Below are 23619 nucleotides of genomic sequence, written 5' to 3' on the forward strand. Positions count from 1 at the left end.
TTGTTGCGTCGCCGCCTTCGAAAAGGTTGGCGTAGATCGACGCGGTGAAGGGTGGATCGTCGAGTCAAGGAGATGACGTGGCAAAGCAAAGTGCTGATCAGGTGGGTGACTGGAATGGTCAAAGCGGGGAGCGCTGGGTCGCCAACCAGGCCCGGCTCGACGCGCTGGTGGCGGTGTTCGGCCAGGCCGCGATAGAAGTCGCCGCGCCCGCGACGGGTGAGCGCGTGCTGGACATCGGCTGCGGCGCAGGCGCGTCGAGTCTGGCTTTGGCCGCCCGTGTCGGCGCGGGGGGCCAAGTGCTGGGCGTGGACATATCCGAACCCCTGATCGACCGAGCGCGCGCGCTTGCGCGACACGATACGCCGGCCCTGTTTCAGGTGGCCGACGCCAGCAGCGCAGAGCTGCCCGAGGGCGCGTTCGATATCCTGTTCTCGCGTTTCGGCGTGATGTTCTTCGACGATCCGACAGCGGCGTTCACCCATATGCGACGCGCACTCCGGCCGGGCGGCCGGGTCGCCTTCGTCTGCTGGCGCGGTGCGGCTGAGAACGATTGGATGCGCCTGCCGGTGGGCGCGCTCGAGGGCATCCTCCCGCCGAGTGCGCTGCCCGATCCCGAAGCGCCCGGCCCGTTTTCGTTCGGCGACCGGGAGCGCGTGGCACGCATCCTGACGACGGCCGGCTTTACCGATATCGCTATCTCGCCCTTCGACGCGGTCGTCCCATTCGGCGAGGGCGAAACGCGGGACGCTGCGATCGACGACGCAGTGAAGATGACGCTTGAGGTCGGCCCGCTCTCGCGTGCGCTCGCTGAGCAGCCCGACGACATCCGCGCCCGCGCCTCGGCCGCGGTTCGTGCCGCCTTCGCGGGCCTCCCCGGCGACCGGTCGGTGATGATCAAAGGCGCGGCGTGGATCGTCATGGCACGCAATCCGGCAAGCTGACAGGTTACGTCGACCAATGTGTCAGAACCGGCAACTCCTCGTGTCTCGGGGAGGGTCTACCTTGAGCGCCGAACGGCCGGAACGCGGCGCTGATTGGCCATTGAGGGCGAAAAGAGCAGTGGCTCTTGATGGCCGAACGCCGACGTTCCTCCCCGGCGTTCCCCGGAATTCCGCGATGAACCTCTTTTTTGAGGTCTACGACTGTTCCGAATGGCTGACGTCGCCGCTCGAGTCGCAATTCTCGTATCGTCAGTGCGATGGATCTCGGATGGCCGGTGGCAACGCCACATGTGATACAAGTGCGAAGAAAATTTGCATCATGCGGCACGTTCGCCGGACGAGTACGGCATGCTGGATGGACCTCAATCCCCATCGGTTCAAACCGCTCGGATGGCGTCATCGCGCTGTACTAAAGTGTCCCCGGATCGGACGACCAACTCGCTGAGGAGGTGCTCCAGCTTTGTGTGGCATCGTGCGAAGAGCCCCGACGATATACCGCCAAGCTGGCTGTTGTAGATACAAACGATTTTCTCGAGAATGCACCTGGCTTTCTCACTGAGCGTCCACGGCCCGCCACTTGCGTGACCAGCCGCGATAGCCTCTATCTCGCGCTCAGCGTCACAGTAAAGCTGATAGTTGCCGCCGCCCAATCCTTCGTTCCACATCAAATATGAGAGATACGTCGTTCGGATCAGTTGATATACCAGATGCTGGCTACCATGACCGGATTGAAACGAAGCGAGGGCGAGGTGCGAAACCGGTGACCACTCTTTGACGAACGATAACGGAAGCGGGAGAAGCATCTGTCGCGACTGCGTTGGCCCGTGCCGTGTTTTTTTGAGATTCCGTTTTGTCGTTACCATCGCGAATACCAACGCCCGTCGAATTTCATTGAGACATATGCTGTGAGTCCATGACTGTCAGGAGGGGTAGACAATTCTGAGAAGATTGCTGACGCCGGGCGTGCCAAACGGGACCCCTGCGGCGATCAATAGCGGTTTGTGGCGGGCGACACCGATCCGATGCGCCGCAGCTATAGCTTTCGTGACCATATCTTCGATGTTGTCCGCGCCGTCGACACGCAGAGGACAGACGCCCCACGTCAACGCAAGTTGACGCGCAACGACCTCATCAGGCGTGAGTGACAGAATGCGAGAGCCGGGACGCTCGCGAGCAATTCTCGCTGCGGTTGCGCCGGAAGTGGTATAGGCAACGATCGCTGAAACCGACAACATCGAGGTAATGGTAAAAATCGCTGCACTGATCGCTTCTGGTGTGTCGGCGGTGGCAGGCGGTGCCACCGCTTTCAGCAATTGACGATATGTCGGTGCATTCTCCGTGTGCTCGATGATTCTATTCATCATCGAAACCGCTTCGAGGGGAAAGGCACCGGACGCGGATTCCGCGGACAGCATGACGGCATCGGCACCGTCAAAAACGGCGGTCGCGACATCGGACGTCTCTGCTCGGGTGGGCATGGCAGAACTAACCATCGACTCCAGCATTTGCGTCGCCACAACGACTGGTTTTCCTGCCTCCCGACATAGACTCACGATTCGCTTCTGGATGACAGGGACTTCCTCCGGTGGCAACTCAACACCCATATCGCCACGCGCGATCATGATTCCGTCGGAGGCCTCGATAATCTCTTCGATCGAATCGACAGCGGATGGCTTCTCGATTTTCGCCATGATCTTCGCCCGGCCTCTAATCAGATTACGCGCATCGCGCACATCGTCCGGCCGCTGTACAAATGACAGTGCGATCCACTCTACGCCTTGCTCAAGGCCAAATTGCAGATCTTGCCTGTCCTTATCGGTCAGTGCCGGAATGGGGAGGACGACGCTCGGAACATTGACTCCTTTTCGGTCCGAGAGGACTCCACCGACAACGACTTCGGTCGTAATGCGGGTGAGCGACGTGTCGACAATCCTGAACGTCAGCAGGCCGTCGTTGGCGAGTAGAGTATCGCCATTCGCGGCGACTGCGAAGATTTCCGGGTGCGGCAGGCAGACCCGCGACGCGTCGCCTGAGGCGCTATCAAGGTCGAAGCTGAAAGTCTGTCCTGGCCGCAGCTCGACTTTCCCATCTTTGAATCGCGCCACACGTAGCTTTGGTCCTTGCAGATCGAGCAGTACGCCGACCGGCCGCCCATGTCGGGCCTCGATGCGTCGAATTGCAAGCAGTCGTTGAGCCTGCTCCGCGTGGCTGCCGTGACTCATGTTCAACCGGAAGACATCGGCGCCGGAGATATAGAGGCTCTCAATCAAGCTTTCGGACGAGCTAGACGGTCCGAGCGTCGCCACGATTTTCGTGGAGCGGTTTCTATTCATCGATGAAAATCTTTACGTTGAGGTGAGACTTTCTGCGGGAGAGGCGAGACGAGATGTTCGCGCAAGCAGAGATGAGGCTACTCGGCATTGCGAGCAGCCTTCTAACTTCGAGATGCGACGCGATATTGCAACTGGTCCATATCCGTACGGTAAGAGGGCCGACCGACGTGGTGCAGCGCCTAGGTCCTGCTGCTTTCAATCACCGTAAGGTCGACCGTCTTCCCACATTTCTGGGTGATGCAGTGGGGGCATGCTTTCCGTGGCGGTTCCCGATGTGAGGCTCCACTTTACGGAGCAAGCAATGTTGCAGCATCGCGCCGGAGTCATCTCGTGATGCCATCGCGTGCGATGACAAAAAAGTTTTGGTCGCCCATTTGCCCACCTTTCAGAGCAAGCTGAAGGTTTCGCAAATGAGGCTTTTCGGAAATTACACGGCACAGCGGTGCGCCCACGGCCAGGCGACCGGCAATCTCAAGCGCGTCAGGGCCAAGGACTTGTGTGACCTGGCTGGACGTATCTCCGCCTGAGAGAACCAGTCGTTGCAGGTGAGTGGCTTCGAGGACATCATTCGCAATTGCGCCAAGCCGTTGCCCAAGCAATCGACCACCTTGATGCCGAGCGTCGTCCTGGGTCAGTCCGCGAGCGGTAAAGTACTCGAGCATTTCGACGATGCGTGCATCGCTCGGGCCACGGGCGGTATGCAAAATGACGCTGCGCCCTTCACTGAGCAGCGCAATCGCGCGGACGGCGATATCTTGAGCTGTCCGTTGCCAAGAATCTTCTCGAACGAGCGCTTTTGCGTCGATGGCGATTTCGGCGAAGCCTGCAGTGATCGCCGCGTCGATCTGTGCGGACGACAGCGGTGAGGCGCTCCCGGAAATGGCAAGGATCTGATTCGTCGGCGCAATACGGTCATAACACCGCTGCGTTTCGGGAAGGCTACCGAGTTCCCGCCACCATTGAGTCAGCGCATATTCGACACCAGACGAGCCGATTGTAAATACGGAGCCGACCGCCGTAGCGTAGTTGTCGAGGAGCCGGCCGACTTCGGTTAGATGACGTGGAGTCACTGAATCGAGCAAGATTCCCGAGTCGCCCGTTGAAATTGCTTTCGACCATGCCAGGTCGACTTCTTCGCGAGTACCTTCCAGATTCGGCAGCTGGAAGCCGGAGAGAGGCAAAGCGGTCTGCAGGGCCAGATGACGCAGAAGATCTCCCTCGGCCATCGGTGTGACCGGGTGGGCGCTCATAATTGGATGGCGATCGATTCGATAAGTCTTGTTGTCGGTACCGGACCGAGCGAACAAGTTGCCAAATGCGCAGTAGCGCTTCAATGCCGGCGTACCGGCAACAATCGGAACTGGATTCCGAGTGATGCCCGCCCGGGCTATCTCCAAGACTCTTCCGATGCTTCCTATCGTCGGGCCGCTATCGAAAGTCGAACAGACTTTGTAGTGAAGGATCGGAGCATCGAGGGCGTGCAGAGCTTCGAAAAGCGGTGGAAGAGACCGGTCCATTTCGGACGGACTCATGCCTCGGCTGTCGCCTGCGACACCGATGGCGTCGAATCCGCCGAGTTGCGATAGTTTTTCGGACGAAGGCGCTTTCAAAAAAAGCGCGCACCTAAGCCCCGCGAAGGCCAGGACCTCGAGAGCGTCCGTCGATCCGGTAAAGTCGTCGCCGTAGAAAGCCAGCCTCAGTGCCGCAGCTGATTGTTCGGATTTTGCGCTCATCCGGGTCACGCCGATTGAAAGTGAGACAGCGCAGCACGCAGCGCAGGTCGGGACTCCGCGAAGGTGTTCAGGTCGATCCCTTCGACAGCTGCTTCCCACCCTTCCCGCATACTTGCAACGCCCGCGGCAATTCCATGCGGATGTCCGATGATTCCGCCGCCCGCCAAATGCATAAGGTCTACGGAACCCAACTGAGCATAAAGATCAGGGGCTTGCGACGCCCACTGGCCAGATGAAAAAACGGGCATCAACGGCTGCACGCCCGCGAATGGTGTCAGGCAGGCACGGGCCGATTCGATGACGGACGCGTCTGGTTCCCAGAACTTGCTGCGAATGCCGTTGACGTGCAGTTGATCCACCCCAGCAAGTCGCCACAGCTTCTGATACGCCTTAAAGGAGAACCCGAGTTGCGGATAGCGGGTGAGTGCGCCCCAACCATTGCGGTGACCGTGGATGGGCAGCTGGGCATGCTTGCGAAGGTGCTCGACGCCAGCAAAGCCGACCCAATTAATGCAAACCATCACGCATGTACCGCCCGCCCGTACCACCGCATCGTGTCGCTGGAGCATCTCGTCGATTGTGCCCGAGATGTTGATTGCGTACATGGGCATACGTCCCATGCGGTCGGCGTGCCGATGCAGGACGGGCATGACGGCTGCGAGACGCTCGTCGAAGCTCGCGTATGTGGGATCAGCGAGAAGCTCGTCGTCCTTGATGAAATCGATGTCTGCGGCACAGAGACTGTCGACGATCTCCGCCGTCTGTGCAGGAAGCAAGCCAATGCTCGGCTTAATGATGGTGCCGATCATTGGTCTGTCGTAGACCTTAGCGAAGTCGCGGGTTCCGCTAATGCCGAATTGAGGGCCGGGGAACTGGGCGGCGTAGGTTACTGGCAGATCGATATCGAGCAAGCGTAGCCCTGTCACTTCTCCCAACTCAAACAGATTACCCGCGACCGTTGACAGGAGGGTCGGCAAGTTAGGACCAATGTTGTCGACCGGAAACGCGATCTCGATCTCACCCCGGAAATAGACACTCGGGGATCCCTTGCGTTCGACATGAGCACTGTACAGGGAGGGCTCCAGAACAGGAGAGTGCGAATCCACCTTCACTACGCGGGCCCTGGCACGGTTCTTCAGCGCATCAGTCTCCCCGGGCAGCGCAAGAAACGTCCCGCTGGACTGTTCGCCTGCGATTACCTCTGCGGCTTTTGCAATCGGTACTGAACTCTCGACGAAATAGCGCGCAGTGAATTCGGCTCTTCGATGGGGGATTTCGACCATGTTTGTCTCTTCGTACTAGGTATTCGAGCTGAAACCGGGCACATGAGGCCTGCGTGGCCGCGTGCGCTTTAGCCGGGGGATGAGCAGAATATAGATTTGACGTCTCGCGACATCAAACGATATGATTTCTTGACCCTGAGCGAAAAACTCACAATAGGCAGCTTCCGCAAGCAGTGGGCTTCGGGCCCAACAGGAGTCCAGGTGCCTCGTCTTTCATTGAATGCGCTGCGAGCTTTTGAAGCCACGGCGCGCCTGCGAAGTTTCGGTGCTGCCGCTGAAGAACTCAACGTGACTCACGGCGCGGTGAGCAGACACATACGCGCACTTGAAGACCAACTGGGTGTCCTGCTGCTGTCACGCAATGCACACTCGACGGAGCCGACGCCCGAAGGTGCCCAGATGGCGGAAGGCCTGAGCGTAGCGTTCAACCTCATCCAAAAGACCGTCGATCAGTTGAAGCCGGGTCCGTTGACGCTCTCGTGCTCGGCTTCGATCATGATGTACTGGTTGCTGCCACGCCTCTCAAAGCTGAAGAATGCGATCCCGTCGCTTGACCTGAGTTTCAACACCGGTCATGGTGAAATCGACTTCACGCGGGACAAGATAACGGTAGCGATACGGCTGTCCTCCATCCCTGTACCCAAAGGCGTAACCCCTGTTCCGTTGATTGAGGAATGGATCGGCGCGGTTTGCTCCCCGGAATACATGCGCACGAACCGGATCGAAAAACCGGGCGACCTGGCGCGCGCGCGGCTTTTGGCAACCAATACACGACCGTCCGCGTGGGCCGACTGGTACAAAGCGACCTCGACCGTACTCGAGCCTCCGCCCGATATAGCTGAATCGTTTGATCATTTCTATCTTCAGATTCAGGCCGCCAAGTGCGGGTTGGGGGTTGCGGCAGTGCCGAGAATGCTCGTCCGAGACGAACTGGACTCAGCTGGTCTTGTCGCGCCGTTCGGTTTCGTCCCGGGACCGGTGCACCTTGTGCTCTGGGTTGCTCCTCATGCCGAAAATCAGCCGAAGACAGTCGCCCTAGTTGAATGGCTGAGGAACGAGTTGCGTGAGATGGAGACATGAAGCCAGCTGCGGCGTGCTTTCTTGCAGACGAAATCTCTGCATCCTGGCTGTGACTTTTTCTCACTGCCTGCTGCTTTATTATCCTTTGACCTAGCCCGCTGCGGCTTCAATAATCTGCTCATGAGATGGCGCGTAGCGCCATCATTCGATCCGCTTCCAGGCATCGGAATCGAAGCCTGCAGCGGTCTTACGCTAAAGGAGACAGCGTGGAGCAGATGAAGCAAAGCGACGCGAGCCGCGTTGCAGTGGTTACAGGTGGCGCGATGGGCATCGGGGCCGATTCGGCGGAACAGCTCGCGAAACGTGGCTATCACGTTGTTCTTGCCGATATCAATAAGAGCGCGGCTGAAGAGGCGGCGTCGAGATTTCAGCGCGCGGGCCTGTCAGTGTCGGCCATTGAGATGGACGTTTCAAATTCAGAGTCGATTGCCGCTGCGTTTGGTGAACTTGACAAAAGACATGGGCGTTGCGACGTGTTGGTCAACGGCGCCGGTATTGCGAAGCTGGTGCCGTTCATCGACTACCCACTGGACACGTTTCTTAAAACGATGCAGGTCAATGTAACGGGGGCGTTCTTGTGCTCCCAGCACGCCGCACGTCTGATGGTAAAGAATCGCTGGGGCCGCATAATCAATATCGCCTCGGTGGCAGGCATGCGAGCGGTCGGTAAAGGCCGCACGGCATACGGCACCTCGAAAGGGGCCGTTATTGCTTTAACCCGCCAGATGGCAGTGGAGCTCTGCGATTACGGCATTACAGCTAACGCAATCGCGCCAGGCCCAGTCGATACGCCGATGACCAAGGCGCTGCATAGTGAAGAGTTCCGCGCCGAATATTCAAATGCGATTCCTATGAAGCGCTACGGCACGACGTCGGAAATCGCTGCGGCGGTGTGCTATCTGGCGTCGGAGGAGGCGGGGTATACGAACGGAATTGTGCTTCCGGTGGACGGCGGATTCCTTGCGTGGGGAGCGGGTGCGGTTTGAACGGGACATGACGACGCTGGCTCGAAGCGCGTCGGAACAATCTGCTGGTTGTGACGTGGTTGTCGCTCGCCAATCACCTTCAGCCGTCTCCGATATCAAGGCTCTGTGAATAATTTGCCCACCGAACGAATGCTCGATGACGATCATTCGACAATCGTCTTTCCGAGCACGCGAGGCGGTGGCATCTTTTAGCCGTGGTTCCCGAGAAGAACCTTTGTTAGCTTCCGGCTGCGGCTATAAGGTCTCGGGATGGATTTGTAACGGAGGAGCGCGTTCCAATAGAGCACGTGAGGCGATGAGGACGCGTCCTACATTTTCTCGGCCAGCACGGCCTTTTGCCGTCGCAAGTGCGCTAGAAAAAGGGCCTGATAATCTACAGAAACGGCGCCGATCACACTAGCTCTTCCTCGGAGATTTCTACGCCAGGCGTTGATGTTGGGAACGTCCGCGAAAATTGACGCGACACCATCTATCTCTAAGGTGTCGAAGTAGCGAAAGATGGGGGCAAAGACCGCGTCTACCATGCCAAAGGTCTCACCGTCGAAGTACGGACCGAGGCCTGGGACGTTTTCGAGTTGGACCAGCCGTTCTTTGAACGACGTGGCTTTTACTTCGGCGCTGGCATGGTCCTTGGCGTTCAAGTACCCCCACGCCTCGCCCAGGGTCGCTGAGCCAAATTCGATCCAGGCTCGATGCTTGGCGCGTGCCAATGGATTGGCCGGGTAGAGATGTGGGCCGGGTTGCGTTTCGTCCAGATATTCGCAAATCGCCATACTTTCACACAAGATATCTTCTTCGCCGTCGGGCTGCTGGATTTGGAGCAAAGGGACCTTGGCAGTCGGTGACAGTGCCAAAAACCAAGCCGGCTTGGCGTTGAGATCCACGTTGATACGCTCGAACGCAACTTGCTTTTCAAGCAAAACGATGGCGGCCCGCTGGACGAACGGGCACAGAGGGTGACTGATCAGAGTAAGCGAGGGCATTGTCATGTAAGGCTCGAATGGTCTGTATGCAGCGGGCAGTGCACCAGGATGTTTTCCGTGTTTCTGCTCTCTTTGCTTCGCGGGAGGGGAAAGCGTGATGCCGAGCGCAGCACCTGCCACTCGTGCGCGAACAGAAGACGCATTCCCCGGCTTCGGCGTTGCTCGATCAGCGGTTGAGCATGCGGCCCCCATCCACGACGATTTCCGATCCGACCGTCCAACGGGACTCGTCGGAGGCCAGGTACAGCACGGCTTTGGCCACCTCCTCCGGAGTACCGAAGCGGCCGAGTGGGATGGTGGCGGCAATATCCCTGTTGACTTGTTCGCGGTAGGCGTCGGGGATGCCGAGCTTGTCGTACAGCGGCGTGTCGACCGGGCCGGGGCTGACCGCATTGACGCGGACGCCGCGTCCAAGCAGTTCCGCCGAAAGCGTCTTCGACATATTCAGCACCGCAGCCTTGGTGGCCGCATAAACGGAGGAGCGCTCTGCGCCAACATGCGCACTGACGGACGTGTTGAGCACGACCGACGCCGGGCGAGCGAATACCGGCAGCAACGCCTGGAGCAAGAAGTACGGTCCCTTGACATTGACATCGAACGAGCGATCGAACATCTCTTCCGTCCATTCCTCGATCGGCAACCAGACGGATACACCAGCATTGAGAAAGGCAACGTCTAGTTGGCCATAGTGGTCCTTGACGGCTTGTGCCAGTTCCTTTTGGGCAGCGACGCTGGCCGAGTCGGCCCGTAGAACCGGAACCTCGGGTCCAAGTTCGGCTTGCGCCTTGGCGATCGAATCGGGATTGACTCCCGTGACGACGACGCGGGCGCCCTCGGCCAAAAACTGCTTCGCGGTTTCCAGACCGATGCCGCTGGTGCCGCCGGTGATAAGGGTGCGTTTACCTTGCAAGCGCGACATTGACTTCTCCTGTAAGTGACAACCAACCGTGGTCGACAGGGAGAAATGTGCACCTATGCCGATGTGGCGATAAGATGTCTGCTTTGAATATATTTCATGCTTCCGTTGCATGAATTGGGGGCCGCGTGGACCGATTTCTCTTGATGACGTGCTTCGCACGGGCCGTCGAGACGGGGAGTTTTTCTGCTGCAGGGCGAGATTTGGGATTGGGCCAACCCAACGTCAGCCGCTATGTAGCCGCGCTGGAGGACCATCTCCAAACGCGGCTGCTGCACCGATCCACACGAAAGCTTGCCCTGACGCCCGAGGGTGAACGCTACTATGCAGATATCCGCCGGATTCTTGACGCGGTGGACGAATCTGAATCGTCTTTCAGGAACAGTGTCGATCCATCGGGACTCTTGCGCGTGGCCTGTCCCACGGCGTTAGCGCATGCATATGTGTTGCCTCAGGTCCCGGTCTTTCTGGAGCGGTATCCCAGATTGACGCTGGATCTTCAGATCAGCGATCGCTACGTGAACCTTGTAGACGAGGGAGTCGAGCTCGCGATTCGCATTGGACATCTGGAGGACAGTGCGCTACGCGCCAGGCGCATAGGAATGTACGAGCGTGTGGCCGTGGCCAGCAAGGACTATCTGGCGAAACGCGGAGTTCCGGACACACCTGATGACCTGCGCGAACATGATTGCGTGGTCTACACTTTGCTGTCGTCCGGTGCGACATGGCGCTTTCGTGACGCCGATATTCCGGTCTCTGGGAGATTGCGGGTCAACTCACCCGAGGCCGTTCGAGCAGCGGTCACAGCTGGGTTAGGGGTCGGGCATGGGCCGGAATGGCTGTTCGAGGAAGGGTTAAAAAGCGGTCGTTTGCAGTTAATTCTGACCGGGCACTTTGCTCCGGCCGTCCCTGTTCAGATTGTCTATGTTGCAAACAGGTTGCTTCCAACACGGGCCATAGTGTTTATTGAATTCATTTCCGACGTATTTTCAAGGATTTCGGCTTTCAACAAAATCGCATTTCCGAAGCCTTAGGGGATTGATTGCGGCCAATCTGGGAGCATCCAGCAAAACCGAAGCCCGCGAAGCTGCGTCCAGCATATGGCGGTCGTGGATTCCGGGATAGATGAAGGCAGCTTCGTTATGCCGACAGTCGATGGAAGCGTGGCTTTCGCTCGGAATTCCAGAAACCTGATCAGTGTGTACCGTATCGGGGCAAACTACTCTCGAAGTCGCCGGCAAGCGAGGCGAATCAGCCTATTCATACTACGAGCTCGACCTCGGCGACACATGGATCGAAGGTCAACGTGACGACGGCGAATATTACTGGTAACCCGTTCATCCAGACGGTCAGCAGAAAAGGGGTTGTCAGACACTTCGTGTTCGGGGCGGGTCGAAAATCACACCGTTGGCCCGACGACACGGGATGGTCGGCTCCGATCACATCAGCAGCCTGCCGGAAAAATCGCCGCATCACATGCCGCAGACGGGTAATCTCTCATACCATTCTGCAGCAAGCAGGATCAGCTGCGGCGGACGCTATCAGATACTCGGCTTCTTCCTGCACGACGGACCATCCCTCGCGCAGCATCCGCACGACTTCGTCGACCACGTCATAGCTCAGTCCGCAGCGCTCGATGTCCGTGACGCCCTTGAGCGCGAGATCGGAGGCCGATGCTTCTCCACAGGAAATTTTGAGGAACAGGGAATCCGCCATAGCGCCGGTATCCTCCGTCTCACCGCTCGGGATTTCTTCGACCAACAGGCCAGACATGCCGACGAGCATTTTCCAGTTCGCAGGTAGCTCGGGAACTGCAAACCCATGTTTCAACGCCACCTTGTGCCTCTCCTCGGGGCAGGTGCGAGGACGGAACTGGCCGAGCCACGCGCACTCTTCGGAATTGCCACTCTCGTTTTTCCACACGACTGCGTCGCCAGCGCCGCCGAAGCGCTCGTAGAGCAACTTGTGGCCCGCTTCGTGGTATGCGGTGTTTCGGAGTTCTCTGGCAGCTATCCACATCTAATCGAAAGTCGTATCCGCATCTAATCGAAGGCTACATCTGGCCTCCGCCCCCCGTATTAACCCTGATTAATAAATCTTATCGCGGTGAAAAATTCCGCATCTTATTGAACCGATATCGGCTCGCTATAGTGGCTCGCTTTCCCGCACGCAACCGTTCGCGTGCGGCTGACACGCTGACGATCAGCAGGAGCCGCTTGATGACCACCGACGTCCGATTCACCGAAATCGAGGATCTGATGCCCGCCGCCGGCGGGCTGCGCGAGATTCGCCATCACATTCACCATCATCCGGAGCTCGCGTACGAGGAGCACGAGACGGCCGCGCTCGTCGCGGACAAGCTCGAGCAATGGGGCTGGCAAGTGACGCGCGGGGTCGGCAAGACGGGGGTGGTCGGCACGCTGCGCGTCGGCGGCGGCACGCGCAGCATCGGCATCCGTGCGGACATGGACGCGCTGCCGATCCTGGAGGCGACCGGCCTGCCGTACGCGAGCGGCACGCACGGCAAGATGCACGCATGCGGCCACGACGGCCACACGACGATGCTGCTCGGCGCCGCGCAACACCTCGCGAAGACGCGCAACTTCTCCGGCACCGTGCACCTGTATTTCCAGCCGGCGGAGGAGCACGGCGTCGACAGCGGCGCGAAAAAGATGATCGACGACGGCCTGTTCGAGCGCTTTCCGTGCGATGCGGTGTTCGGCATGCACAACCATCCGGGCGCGGCGCCCGGCGTGTTCCTCACGCGGCGCGGCCCGTTCATGTCGGCCGGCGACAAGGCGATCATCTCGATCGAGGGCGTCGGCGGCCACGCGGCGCGGCCGCACCTGACGGTCGACCCGGTGGTCGTCGCGGCGAGCATCGTGATGGCGCTGCAGACGATCGTCGCGCGCAACGTCGACCCGTCGCAGCCGGCGGTCGTCACGGTCGGCTCGATGCACGCGGGCACCGCGAACAACGTGATCCCGAACGGCGCGCGCCTCGAACTCAGCGTGCGGTCGTTCAGCCCCGACGTGCGCGCGCTGCTCAAGCGCCGCATCGTCGAGCTCGCCGAGTCGCAGGCCGCGAGTTACGGTGCGACCGCGCACGTCGAGTACATCGAGGGCTATCCGGTCGTCGTCAATACGGATGCCGAAACGGATTTCGCTGCGCAGGTCGCGCGCGAGCTGGTCGGCGACGCGCACGTGATCGAGCAGGCCGACCTGCTGATGGGCAGCGAGGATTTCGCGTTCATGCTGCAGCAGCGGCCGGGCTCGTTCGTGCGGCTCGGCAACGGCGAAGGCGAGGACGGCTGCATGGTGCACAACCCGAAGTACGACTTCAACGATCGCAACCTGCCGATCGGCGCGGCGTTCTGGACGCGTCTGGTCGAGCGATACCTCGGGCAGTAACCCCGGCGGCGGCGCGCGGCCGGCGCTTCCGGCCGCATTGAGAGGAGAAACGAACGATGCAGAAAGACCATCTCGCGCTGCACCCCGCGTCAACGGGGGCTGCCGAAACCGATGCGCGCGGCGCACCGGCCGTCACGAAGCGCGGCGCGATCGCGGCGGCCGTGATCGGCAACTGGCTGGAGTTCTTCGATTTCACCGTGTACGGCTTTTTCGCGGTGCTGATCGGCACGCTGTTCTTCCCGTCGAGCGATCCGACCACGTCGCTGCTGCTGTCGGTCGCGACGTTCGCCGCCGGCTTCTTCACGCGGCCGCTCGGCAGCGTCGTGCTCGGCGTCTACGCGGACCGCAAGGGCCGCAAGGCCGCGCTGAACCTGACGATCATGCTGATGGCGCTCGGCACCGGCCTGATCGCGATCGCGCCGACCTACGCGCAGGTCGGCGTGGCCGCGCCGCTGCTGGTCGTCTGCGCGCGGCTGATGCAGGGCTTCTCGCAGGGCGGCGAGTTCGGCGCGGCGACGTCCACGCTGATCGAGCAGGGCGGCACGTCGCACCGCGCGTTCCGCGCGAGCTGGCAGCTGGCGACGCAGGGCGGCGCGGCGCTGATGGGGTCGGGCTTCGCGGCGCTGCTGTCGAACACGCTGACGAAGGACGCGCTCGAGGGCTGGGGCTGGCGCCTGCCGTTCCTCGTGGGCGTGCTGATCGCGCCGGTCGGCATGTATCTGCGCCGCCGGCTCGCGGACGATGCGCCCGGCGACAGCCATCACGGGATCGAACGCGGTGTGCTGCGCGAGCTGTTCTCGCAGCACACGCGCACGGTGCTGCTGCTGATGCTGACGGTAATGGGCGGCACGGTGTCGACCTACATCCTGACGTTCTACATGCCGACCTATGCGATCCATACGCTCGGGCTGCCGATGAAGCTGTCGATGTTCGTCGGCGTGGCGTCGGGTTGCGTGATGCTGGTGACGTGTCCGCTGTTCGGCTGGCTGTCGGACCGCCTCGGCAGCCGGCGCCTGCCGATCTTCGTCGGACGCGGCGTGCTGGTCCTGCTGCTGTTCCCGGCGTTCTGGCTGATGAACCATCATCCGACGCTGCCGGTGATCCTGCCGCTGACCGCGCTGATGCTGCTGTTCTATTCGCTCGGTTCGGCATCCGAAATGGCGCTGATGTGCGAATCGCTGCCGCGCCACGTGCGCGCGACGGGCATCTCGATCGCGTATGCGCTCGCGGTGACGATCTTCGGCGGCACCGCGCAGCTGATCGCGACCTGGCTCGTGAAGACGACGGGCAGCAAGCTCGCGCCGGCCGGCTACGTGGCCGCATGCGTGGTGCTGTCGCTGATCGCGGTCGCGATGCTGCGCGAGACGGCGCGGGATTCGATGGACTGACGCACAGCATGGCGCAGCACGACGGGCGACAAGCGGCGATACGCGCTTACCGCCCGCGCACCACCCTCAGGTACGACGCGCGCCCCTTCGCTCATCCGCGCCGTGCCACCAGCTCCGACACCGTCTGCGCGGCCTGCTGCAGCGGCCCGAGAAACTCCTTCACCATCTGCTTCGCGGTGTGCCGCTGCGCGTTGCCGCTGATGTTCATCGCGGCGATCACCTGCCCGCGCCGGTTGCGGATCGGCGCCGAGATCGACATCAAGCCCACTTCGAGTTCCTGGTCGACCACGGCCCAGCCTTGTTGGCGCACCTGTGCGATCGTCGCCTTCAGCTCGCCGATGTCGGTGATCGTGCGCGGCGTGTGCGCGCGGATGCCGCTCTGCGCGAGCGTTTCGTCGAGCGCCGCGTCGTCGAGCGCGGACAGCAGCACACGGCCCATCGACGTGCAGTATGCGGGCAGGCGGCTGCCAATCGACAGGTTGATCGTCATGATCTTGCGGGTCGGCACGCGCAGCACGTAGACGATCTCGGTGCGGTCGAGCACGGCGGCCGAGCAGCTTTCGTGGATCTGCGCGGACAGCTGCTCCATGACCGGATCGGCGAGATTCCAGAACGGCATCGACGTGAGATACGCGAAGCCGAGTTCGAGGATCTTCGGCGTGAGCCGGAACAGCCGGCCGTCGGCCTCGACATAGCCGAGCGTCTGCAGCGTCAGCAGGATCCGGCGCGCGCCGGCGCGCGTGAGCCCGGTGGCCGAGGCGACCTCGGTGAGCGTCTGCTCCGGGCGCTGGGCGTCGAATGCGCGGATCACCGCGAGGCCGCGCGCGAACGACTGCACATAGGAGTCGCCCGGTTTCGTCTGGATGTCTTCGGTTGTCATGAACGGTCGGATTGTCGTGCAGCCGAGAAGATAGCGCATGGGGCCTGACACGCCAACCGCACTGCGGACCGGGCGCTTGACAGGTCGTCCCCGCACTCCCTATGATGCTCTGAACGTTCGATACACGATCTTATGTTCGTATATAGAACATTTAAGCGCATCCCGGCGGGCAATGCAAGGGGCGCGTTTCATTCACTTCCCAGCCTTGCATGAGACCGGAGACACTGATGACCGAAGCTTTTCTGTGTGATGCGATTCGTACCCCGATCGGCCGTTACGGCGGCGCGTTGTCCGGCGTGCGCGCCGACGACCTCGGCGCGGTGCCGCTCAAGGCACTCGTCGAGCGTAACCGCGACGTCGACTGGACGGCGATCGACGACGTAATCTACGGCTGCGCGAACCAGGCCGGCGAGGACAACCGCAACGTCGCGCGCATGTCCGCGCTGCTCGCGGGTCTGCCGGAGGGCGTGCCGGGTTCGACGATCAACCGCCTGTGCGGTTCCGGGATGGACGCGGTCGGTGTGGCCGCGCGTGCGATCAAATCGGGCGAAGCCGCGCTGATGGTGGCCGGCGGCGTCGAAAGCATGACGCGCGCGCCGTTCGTGATGGGCAAGGCTGCCAGCGCATTTGCGCGTCAGGCCGACATCTACGACACGACGATCGGCTGGCGCTTCGTCAATCCGCTGATGAAACAACTGCATGGCGTCGATTCGATGCCGGAGACGGCCGAGAACGTCGCGGTCGATTACAACATCAGCCGTGCCGACCAGGACCTGTTCGCGCTGCGCAGCCAGCAGAAGGCCGCGCGAGCGCAGCAGGACGGCACGCTCGCCGAGGAAATCGTCCCGGTGACGATTCCGCAGAAGAAGGGCGATCCGGTCGTTTTTTCGCGTGACGAGCATCCGCGCGAAACGTCGCTCGAAACGCTCGCGAAGCTGAAGGGCGTCGTGCGTCCGGACGGCTCGGTGACGGCCGGCAACGCGTCGGGTGTCAACGACGGCGCCGCCGCGCTGCTGCTCGCGAACGAAGCCACTGCGAAGCGCTTCGGCCTGACGCCGCGCGCACGCGTGCTCGGCATCGCGACGGCCGGCGTCGCGCCGCGCGTGATGGGTATCGGCCCCGCGCCGGCCACGCAGAAGCTGCTCGCACGGCTCGGGATGACGATCGACCAGTTCGACGTGATCGAGCTGAACGAAGCGTTCGCGTCGCAGGGCCTCGCGGTGCTGCGCATGCTGGGCGTCGCCGACGACGATCCTCGCGTGAACCCGAACGGCGGCGCGATCGCGCTCGGCCATCCGCTCGGCGCCTCGGGCGCGCGCCTCGTGACGACCGCGATGTATCAGCTGCATCGCACCAACGGCCGCTTCGCGCTGTGCACGATGTGCATCGGCGTCGGCCAGGGCATCGCGATCGCGATCGAGCGCGTCTGATCGCGTCACCCGGTCACGCGGCGAGGTTCACGCCGCTTGACCGGGTTTCCTCTCCAAACGATGTGGCTGGCACGCGATCATCGTGCCGGCCACATCGTCATTCAGCTTGCGATCGTTGCGCGAGGCGTGCGACGAGCGCGTCGATCTCGGTGTCCGCGAACACCTCGATGCCATGCTCGCGCAGCAGCGCCGCCGTCACACCGGCGCCGGCATGCCGCCGGCCCGCAAAACTCCCGTCGTAAATGAAACTGCTTCCGCACGACGGACTTCCGTCCGCCAGGATCGCGTAGCGGCAGTCGTGCGCGCGTGCCAGCGCGAGCGCGGTGCGCGCGCCGTCGACGAACGGCGCCGTCACGTCGGTGCCGTGCACGTCGACGATGCGTGCGGCACCCGACAGAACGCGTTGCCCTGATTCCCCGTCTGCGATTTCGGCGGGCGGACGCGGCACGCTCAATCCCCCTGCCAGTTCCGGACACACGGGCACCAGGCGCCCTTCGCGCTGCCATCGTGCGAGCGTTTCGTGCGCGGCGGTCTTCGCCGAGCCGTTGTAACGGACGGGGTGACCGAGCACGCACATGCTGACGAGGATCTTCGGCGAGGCGAGTGGCGGCGACGCGTTCTGCAATGTCGTTCTCCGAGCGGGCGGTGGTGGTGAGCGAGCGGAAATTCTACGCACGGGTTGCGTTCGCGCGCGTACGGATGACGGATGATCTCGCGCCGAGCGGCATGTCCGCCACCGCATTCCGACACGACCGATTCCATTGATCGCCGGATTATTGCTTCGAATTCATATGCCGGTTGAATGGAGCCGATCAGGCCGAATCGTTTCGCTGTGTGCAATGGTTGTCTGAACCGATGCGTCGCGTGACGTAATCCCACCAAGCATCGGGCTGTATCCGCGAAGCGCTGGACGCGATTATCGCTGGAATACTTGATCGAAATCATGTCGATGACGGAATCCGATATTTCATCCGCGTTCGGACTAAGGATTTTCCGGTGGTTGCCGACAGTAAGGACGAGACCGTCGTAAAGCGATAAACCGTTTTTCGGCTACTGAGCGTGATTTTCGCGCCGCGCGGATCCCGCAGACGGATCCGCCTTTCGGAGCCTTGCATGCGCAACAACCAACCTGTTACCCAACAAGAATTCGAATTTCCCGATGACGTCACGCTGATGTCGACCACTGATGCCGACAGCATCATCACCTACGCGAACACGACGTTCGAATACGTGAGCGGCTTCTCGAACGACGAACTCGTCGGTCAGCCGCACAACGTCGTGCGGCACCCGGATATGCCGAAGGAGGCATTCGCCGACATGTGGGCGACGCTGAAAAACGGCGAACCGTGGACCGCGCTCGTGAAGAACCGCCGCAGGAACGGCGACCACTACTGGGTGCGCGCGAACGCGGTGCCGGTGATGCGCGACGGCGTGCCGCGCGGCTACCTGTCGGTGCGCACCAAGGCGCCGCGCGACGAGATCGCCGCGGCCGACGCGTTGTATCGCGCGTTTCGCGAAGGCAAGGCGGGCAATCGCCGGTTCCACAGGGGGCTGATCGTCCGGACCGGGTTGATGCGGATCCTGTCGCTGCCGCAGACGATGTCGGTGCGCGCACGCGTGCATTCGACGCTGTGCGTGCTGGCGTCGGCCGTCGTCGGCGCGGGCTGGGCATGCGGGTTGGCCGGCGGCGAGCTCGCGGCGTTTGCCGCCGCGACGGCCGGCGTGTCGGTGGCCGCTGGCCTGTGGCTCGATGCGCAGATCGTGCGTCCGCTGAAACGGCTGCACGACCAGGCGCTGAACGTCGCGACCGGCGAAAGCCGCCGCGGCGTGCGGATGAACCGCGTCGACGAGATCGGCATGACGCTGCGCACGATCAACCAGCTCGGGCTGATGTTCCGCTGGCTCGTCGACGACGTCAGCGAGCAGGTGCACAACGTGCAGCGCGCGAGCAACGAGATCGCGCAGGGCAACAACGACCTGAGCGCGCGTACCGAGCAGGCGGCGTCGAGCGTGCAGGAAACCGCCGCGTCGATGGCCGAGATGACGGCCACCGTCGACAGCAATGCCGAGACCGCGCTGCAGGCGAACCAGCTCGCCGTGTCCGCGAGCGAAGCGGCCGAGCGAGGCGGGCAGGCGGTGAGCGAGGTCGTGACGACGATGCACGACATCACGGCGAGTTCGCGCAAGATTTCCGACATCATCGGCGTGATCGACGGCATCGCGTTCCAGACCAACATTCTCGCGCTGAACGCGGCGGTCGAGGCGGCGCGCGCGGGCGAACAGGGGCGCGGCTTCGCGGTGGTCGCGGGCGAAGTGCGGGCGCTCGCGCAGCGCAGCGCGAACGCGGCAAAGGAGATCAAGACGCTGATCGGCGCGAGCGTCGAGCGGGTCGAGTCGGGCGCGCGGCGGGTCGACGATGCGGGCAGGACGATGGAGGACATCGTCACGCAGGTGAAGCGTGTGTCGGACCTGATCGCGGAGATCAGTTCGTCGACGGCCGAGCAGAGCACGGGCGTCGCGCAGGTCGACCAGGCGGTCGTGCATCTGGACAACATCACGCAGCAGAACGCGGCGCTGGTCGAGCAGAGCGCGGCGGCGTCGGAAAGCCTGAAGCAGCAGGCGACGCGGCTCGTCGATGCGGTGAACGTGTTTCGATAATCGGCGGGGGGCGGCCGCCTGCGCGTTTCGTCGCGGCGAGCTGGTTAAATCCCGGCGTTCCGATTCGATTCGAATATATAGAACGAGAAGAATTCTCATCTTCGAGCCCGGATTTATTCGCTGATCCGGGCGGAGGATATGTTTACATTAATCAGGCAATTCGCGGCCAAGTATTTGATAAGACGGTTTTTTTGATTCACCTGTAAACAAAATTTTCGGCTGAATCAAGATGATGCGAAATTAATGCATATTTACCCGTGGTCGGCATAATGTTTTCGTCAGATTTGCCGAAAGCGCAGGAGTGTGATCGAACGCATGCGGGACGACCGCGATGCGTACGGTTTCGATCCAATCCACAAGCGGACGCAAGATCCGCAACCGGGAACTCCACACCATGCGCAATAACCAGCCTGTCACGCAACGCGAATTCGAATTCCCCGATGACGCGACGCTGATGTCGACCACCGACGCGGACAGTTACATCAAATACGCGAATGCCGCGTTCATCCAGGTCAGCGGATTTTCCCCCGAGGAGATCGAAGGCCAGCCGCACAACGTCGTGCGGCACCCGGATATGCCGAAGGAGGCGTTCGCCGACATGTGGGCGACGCTGAAGAACGGCGAACCGTGGACCGCGCTTGTTAAGAATCGCCGCAAGAACGGCGATCACTACTGGGTCCGTTCGAATACGGTGCCGGTGATGCGCAACGGGCAGCCGACCGGCTACATGTCGGTGCGCACGAAGGCGTCGCGTGACGAGATCGCCGCGGCCGACGCGCTGTATCGCGCGTTCCGCGAAGGCAAGGCGGGCAATCGCCGGTTCCACAAGGGGCTGATCGTCCGGACCGGCTTGATGCGCGTCGCGTCGCTGTTCCAGACGATGTCGGTGCGCGCGCGTCTGCATTCGACGCTGTGCGTGCTGGCGCCGGCCGTCGTCGGCGCGGGCTGGGCATGCGGGCTGGCCGGCGGCGGGCTCGCGGCGTTTGCCGCCGCGACGGCCGGCGTGTCGGTGGCCGCTGGCCTGTGGCTCGATGCGCAGATCGCGCGTCCACTGATGCAACTGCGCGACCAGGCGTTGCGCGTCGCGTCCGGCGAGAGCCGTACCGGCGTGGCGATGAACCGCGTCGACGAGATCGGCATGACGCTGCGCACGATCAATCAGCTCGGGCTGATGTTCCGCTGGCTCGTCGACGACGTCAGCGAGCAGGTGCACAACGTGCAGCGCGCGAGCAACGAGATCGCGCAGGGCAACAACGACCTGAGCGCACGCACCGAGCAGGCGTCGACCAGCGTGCAGCAGACGGCCGCGTCGATGGCCGAGATGACGGCCACGGTGTCGAGCAATGCGGAGACGGCGCTGCAGGCCAACCAGTTGTCGGTTTCCGCGAGCGAGGCGGCCGAGCGAGGTGGGCAGGCGGTGAGCGAGGTCGTGACGACGATGAACGACATCACGGCCAGTTCACGCAAGATTTCCGACATCATCGGCGTGATCGACGGCATCGCGTTCCAGACCAACATCCTCGCGCTGAACGCGGCGGTCGAGGCGGCGCGCGCGGGCGATCAGGGGCGAGGCTTCGCGGTGGTCGCCGGCGAGGTGCGGGCGCTCGCGCAGCGCAGCGCGAACGCGGCAAAGGAGATCAAGACGCTGATCGGCGCGAGCGTCGAGCGGGTCGAGTCGGGCGCCCGGATCGTCGACGGCGCGGGCAGGACGATGGAGGACATCGTCACGCAGGTGAAGCGTGTGTCGGACCTGATCGCGGAGATCAGCTCGTCGACGGCCGAGCAGAGCACGGGCGTCGCGCAGGTCGATCAGGCGGTCGTGCATCTGGACAACATCACGCAGCAGAACGCGGCGCTGGTCGAGCAGAGCGCGGCGGCGTCGGAAAGCCTGAAGCAGCAGGCGACGCGACTCGTCGATGCGGTGAACGTGTTTCGTTGAAGGCGGCGGAGGGAGGTGACGCGGGCGCGGCGGAGAGGGGCACCGGCCCGCGTCGTGACCGCCCGGCTCCGGCCGGGCGGTCAGGGCCGGTCACGGACGCGACCGGCCCCGAACCGTCAGACGGCGAGACAGAGGTACTTGATCACGACGTAATCGTCGATGCCGTAGTGCGAGCCTTCGCGGCCGAGGCCGGACTGCTTGACGCCGCCGAACGGCGCGACTTCATTCGAGATCAGGCCCGTGTTGACGCCGACCATCCCGTATTCGAGCGCCTCGGCGACCTTCCACACGCGGCCGATGTCGCGGCTGTAGAAATACGCGGCGAGACCGAACTCGGTGTCGTTCGCGAGGCGGATCACCTCGTCGTCGCTGCCGAACTTGAACAGCGGCGCGAGCGGCCCGAACGTCTCTTCCTTCGCGACCTTCATCGCCGGCGTGACGCCCGTCAGCACGGTCGGCTCGAAGAAGCCGTGGCCGAGCGCGTGGCGCTTGCCGCCCGTCACGACGGTCGCGCCCTTCGCGAGCGCGTCCTCGATGTGCGCCTCGACCTTCAGCACGGCCGCTTCGTTGATCAGCGGGCCTTGCGTGACGCCCGGCTCCGTGCCGCGACCGACCTTCAGCTGGCCGACCGCCGCCGCGAGCTTCTGCGCGAACTGGTCGTACACGGCTTCATGCACGTAGAAGCGGTTCGTGCACACGCACGTCTGGCCGCTGTTGCGGTACTTCGACGCGATCGCGCCCTGCACGGCCGCGTCGAGATCGGCATCGTCGAACACGATGAACGGTGCGTTGCCGCCGAGCTCCAGCGACACCTTCTTGACCGTCGCCGCGCATTGCGACATCAGCAGGCGGCCGACCGGCGTCGAGCCGGTAAACGACAGCTTGCGCACGATCGGGTTCGACGTCAGTTCGCCGCCGATCGCCTTCGGGTCGCCCGTGACGACGCTGAACACGCCGGCCGGCACGCCCGCGCGCTCGGCCAGCACGGCCATCGCGAGCGCCGAGAACGGCGTGGCTTCCGCCGGCTTCACGACGATCGGGCAGCCTGCCGCGAGCGCCGGGCCGACCTTGCGGGTGATCATTGCCGCCGGGAAGTTCCACGGCGTGATCGCCGCGCACACGCCGATTGCTTCCTTCGTCACGACGATGCGCTTGTCGCTCGCCGGCGTCGGGATCGTGTCGCCGTACACGCGCTTGCCTTCCTCCGCGAACCACTCGAGGAACGATGCCGCGTAGCCGATCTCGCCTTTCGCTTCGGCCAGCGACTTGCCCTGCTCGGTGGTCAGGATCAGCGCGAGGTCGTCGGCGTTTTCCATCATCAGGTCGTGCCACTTGCGCAGGATCGCCGCGCGTTCCTTCGCGGTCTTCTTGCGCCATGCCGGCCATGCGGCGTTCGCTGCTTCGATCGCGTGGCGCGTCTCGGCCGCGCCCATCGCCGGCACGGTGCCGAGCAGGCCGCCGGTTGCCGGGTTGCGGACCTCGAACGACTCGCCGTTCGCCGCGCCTTGCCATTCGCCGTTGACGTACGCCTGCTGACGGAACAGCGACGGGTCTTTCAGTGCCAGGGTTTCCTGAACAGTGCTCATATGCTTCGCCTGCTTTGAAAAGGACGGATAAGGACGGATGAAAATGACCGCCGCCGTCTTCACGACGGCGGCG

18 protein-coding genes are annotated in these 23619 nt (G+C 62.5%); 9 read left to right on the forward strand and 9 right to left on the reverse strand.

The window, feature by feature from the left end:
- Positions 1–77: 77 nt before the first annotated feature.
- Positions 78–941 carry a class I SAM-dependent methyltransferase gene (locus DIE08_RS28785; protein WP_124904957.1) on the forward strand — a complete coding sequence of 288 codons (864 nt, stop codon included), beginning with the start codon at positions 78–80 and terminating at the stop codon, positions 939–941.
- A 920-nt stretch (positions 942–1861) separates the two neighbouring features.
- On the opposite strand, the gene pyk is transcribed toward DIE08_RS28785, so the two are convergent.
- The 3 genes from pyk to DIE08_RS28800 form a co-directional block, all read right to left on the reverse strand.
- The gene (gene pyk / locus DIE08_RS28790) at positions 1862–3274 is read right to left on the reverse strand and encodes a pyruvate kinase (protein WP_124904959.1); all 1413 of its coding nucleotides are present in this window, start codon (positions 3272–3274) and stop codon (positions 1862–1864) included.
- Positions 3275–3597: 323 nt separating this feature from the next.
- A complete protein-coding gene (locus tag DIE08_RS28795) occupies positions 3598–5007 on the reverse strand; it encodes a four-carbon acid sugar kinase family protein (protein WP_124904961.1) in 1410 nt (469 codons plus the stop codon).
- Positions 5008–5012: 5 nt separating this feature from the next.
- Positions 5013–6290 carry a ribulose-bisphosphate carboxylase large subunit family protein gene (locus DIE08_RS28800; protein ID WP_124904963.1) on the reverse strand — a complete coding sequence of 426 codons (1278 nt, stop codon included), beginning with the start codon at positions 6288–6290 and terminating at the stop codon, positions 5013–5015.
- 129 nt (positions 6291–6419) lie between these two features.
- On the opposite strand from DIE08_RS28800, the gene DIE08_RS28805 reads away from it, so the two are divergent.
- Positions 6420–7370, forward strand: a complete 951-nt coding sequence (locus DIE08_RS28805) for a LysR substrate-binding domain-containing protein (RefSeq protein WP_012366934.1) — start codon at positions 6420–6422, stop codon at positions 7368–7370.
- 215 nt (positions 7371–7585) lie between these two features.
- A complete protein-coding gene (locus tag DIE08_RS28810; protein WP_041490210.1) occupies positions 7586–8356 on the forward strand; it encodes an SDR family NAD(P)-dependent oxidoreductase in 771 nt (256 codons plus the stop codon).
- A gap of 308 nt (positions 8357–8664) precedes the next feature.
- On the opposite strand, the gene DIE08_RS28815 is transcribed toward DIE08_RS28810, so the two are convergent.
- Together DIE08_RS28815 and DIE08_RS28820 are read right to left on the reverse strand one after the other, a co-directional pair.
- Positions 8665–9345, reverse strand: a complete 681-nt coding sequence (locus DIE08_RS28815; protein ID WP_124904965.1) for a glutathione S-transferase family protein — start codon at positions 9343–9345, stop codon at positions 8665–8667.
- 160 nt (positions 9346–9505) lie between these two features.
- Positions 9506–10258: an SDR family oxidoreductase gene (locus DIE08_RS28820; protein WP_124904967.1), complete on the reverse strand. Its 753-nt coding sequence runs from the start codon at positions 10256–10258 to the stop codon at positions 9506–9508.
- A gap of 143 nt (positions 10259–10401) precedes the next feature.
- Here DIE08_RS28820 and DIE08_RS28825 point away from each other — a divergent pair, with 143 nt between their 5' ends.
- Positions 10402–11289 carry a LysR family transcriptional regulator gene (locus tag DIE08_RS28825; RefSeq protein ID WP_012366930.1) on the forward strand — a complete coding sequence of 296 codons (888 nt, stop codon included), beginning with the start codon at positions 10402–10404 and terminating at the stop codon, positions 11287–11289.
- Positions 11290–11752: 463 nt separating this feature from the next.
- Here DIE08_RS28825 and DIE08_RS35790 read toward each other — a convergent pair whose 3' ends face one another.
- Positions 11753–12274 carry a hypothetical protein gene (locus DIE08_RS35790; RefSeq protein ID WP_185633752.1) on the reverse strand — a complete coding sequence of 174 codons (522 nt, stop codon included), beginning with the start codon at positions 12272–12274 and terminating at the stop codon, positions 11753–11755.
- Positions 12275–12474: 200 nt separating this feature from the next.
- Between DIE08_RS35790 and DIE08_RS28835 the strand changes: the two genes are divergently transcribed.
- Positions 12475–13665, forward strand: coding sequence for a M20 aminoacylase family protein (locus tag DIE08_RS28835; protein ID WP_124904969.1), 1191 nt, complete (start codon positions 12475–12477; stop codon positions 13663–13665).
- Positions 13666–13721: 56 nt separating this feature from the next.
- Complete coding sequence (locus DIE08_RS28840; protein WP_124904971.1) at positions 13722–15053, forward strand: MFS transporter; 1332 nt, start codon at positions 13722–13724, stop codon at positions 15051–15053.
- A 91-nt stretch (positions 15054–15144) separates the two neighbouring features.
- Here DIE08_RS28840 and DIE08_RS28845 read toward each other — a convergent pair whose 3' ends face one another.
- Positions 15145–15933, reverse strand: coding sequence for an IclR family transcriptional regulator (locus DIE08_RS28845; RefSeq protein ID WP_059599073.1), 789 nt, complete (start codon positions 15931–15933; stop codon positions 15145–15147).
- A gap of 227 nt (positions 15934–16160) precedes the next feature.
- Here DIE08_RS28845 and pcaF point away from each other — a divergent pair, with 227 nt between their 5' ends.
- A complete protein-coding gene (gene pcaF, locus DIE08_RS28850) occupies positions 16161–17363 on the forward strand; it encodes a 3-oxoadipyl-CoA thiolase (protein WP_059599074.1) in 1203 nt (400 codons plus the stop codon).
- A 97-nt stretch (positions 17364–17460) separates the two neighbouring features.
- Here pcaF and DIE08_RS28855 read toward each other — a convergent pair whose 3' ends face one another.
- A complete protein-coding gene (locus DIE08_RS28855) occupies positions 17461–17940 on the reverse strand; it encodes a DUF523 domain-containing protein (protein ID WP_409360416.1) in 480 nt (159 codons plus the stop codon).
- 536 nt (positions 17941–18476) lie between these two features.
- On the opposite strand from DIE08_RS28855, the gene DIE08_RS28860 reads away from it, so the two are divergent.
- Both DIE08_RS28860 and DIE08_RS28865 read left to right on the forward strand, forming a co-directional pair.
- A complete protein-coding gene (locus tag DIE08_RS28860) occupies positions 18477–20021 on the forward strand; it encodes a PAS domain-containing methyl-accepting chemotaxis protein (RefSeq protein WP_124904975.1) in 1545 nt (514 codons plus the stop codon).
- A 394-nt stretch (positions 20022–20415) separates the two neighbouring features.
- On the forward strand, positions 20416–21960 hold the full coding sequence (locus DIE08_RS28865; RefSeq protein ID WP_124624273.1) for a PAS domain-containing methyl-accepting chemotaxis protein: 1545 nt from the start codon (positions 20416–20418) through the stop codon (positions 21958–21960).
- Positions 21961–22076: 116 nt separating this feature from the next.
- On the opposite strand, the gene gabD is transcribed toward DIE08_RS28865, so the two are convergent.
- Positions 22077–23546, reverse strand: coding sequence for an NADP-dependent succinate-semialdehyde dehydrogenase (gene gabD, locus DIE08_RS28870; protein ID WP_059449015.1), 1470 nt, complete (start codon positions 23544–23546; stop codon positions 22077–22079).
- Between the last annotated feature and the right edge of the window lie 73 nt (positions 23547–23619).

It is taken from the genome of Burkholderia sp. Bp9004 (genome assembly GCF_003858025.1).
Lineage (GTDB): Bacteria > Pseudomonadota > Gammaproteobacteria > Burkholderiales > Burkholderiaceae > Burkholderia > Burkholderia diffusa.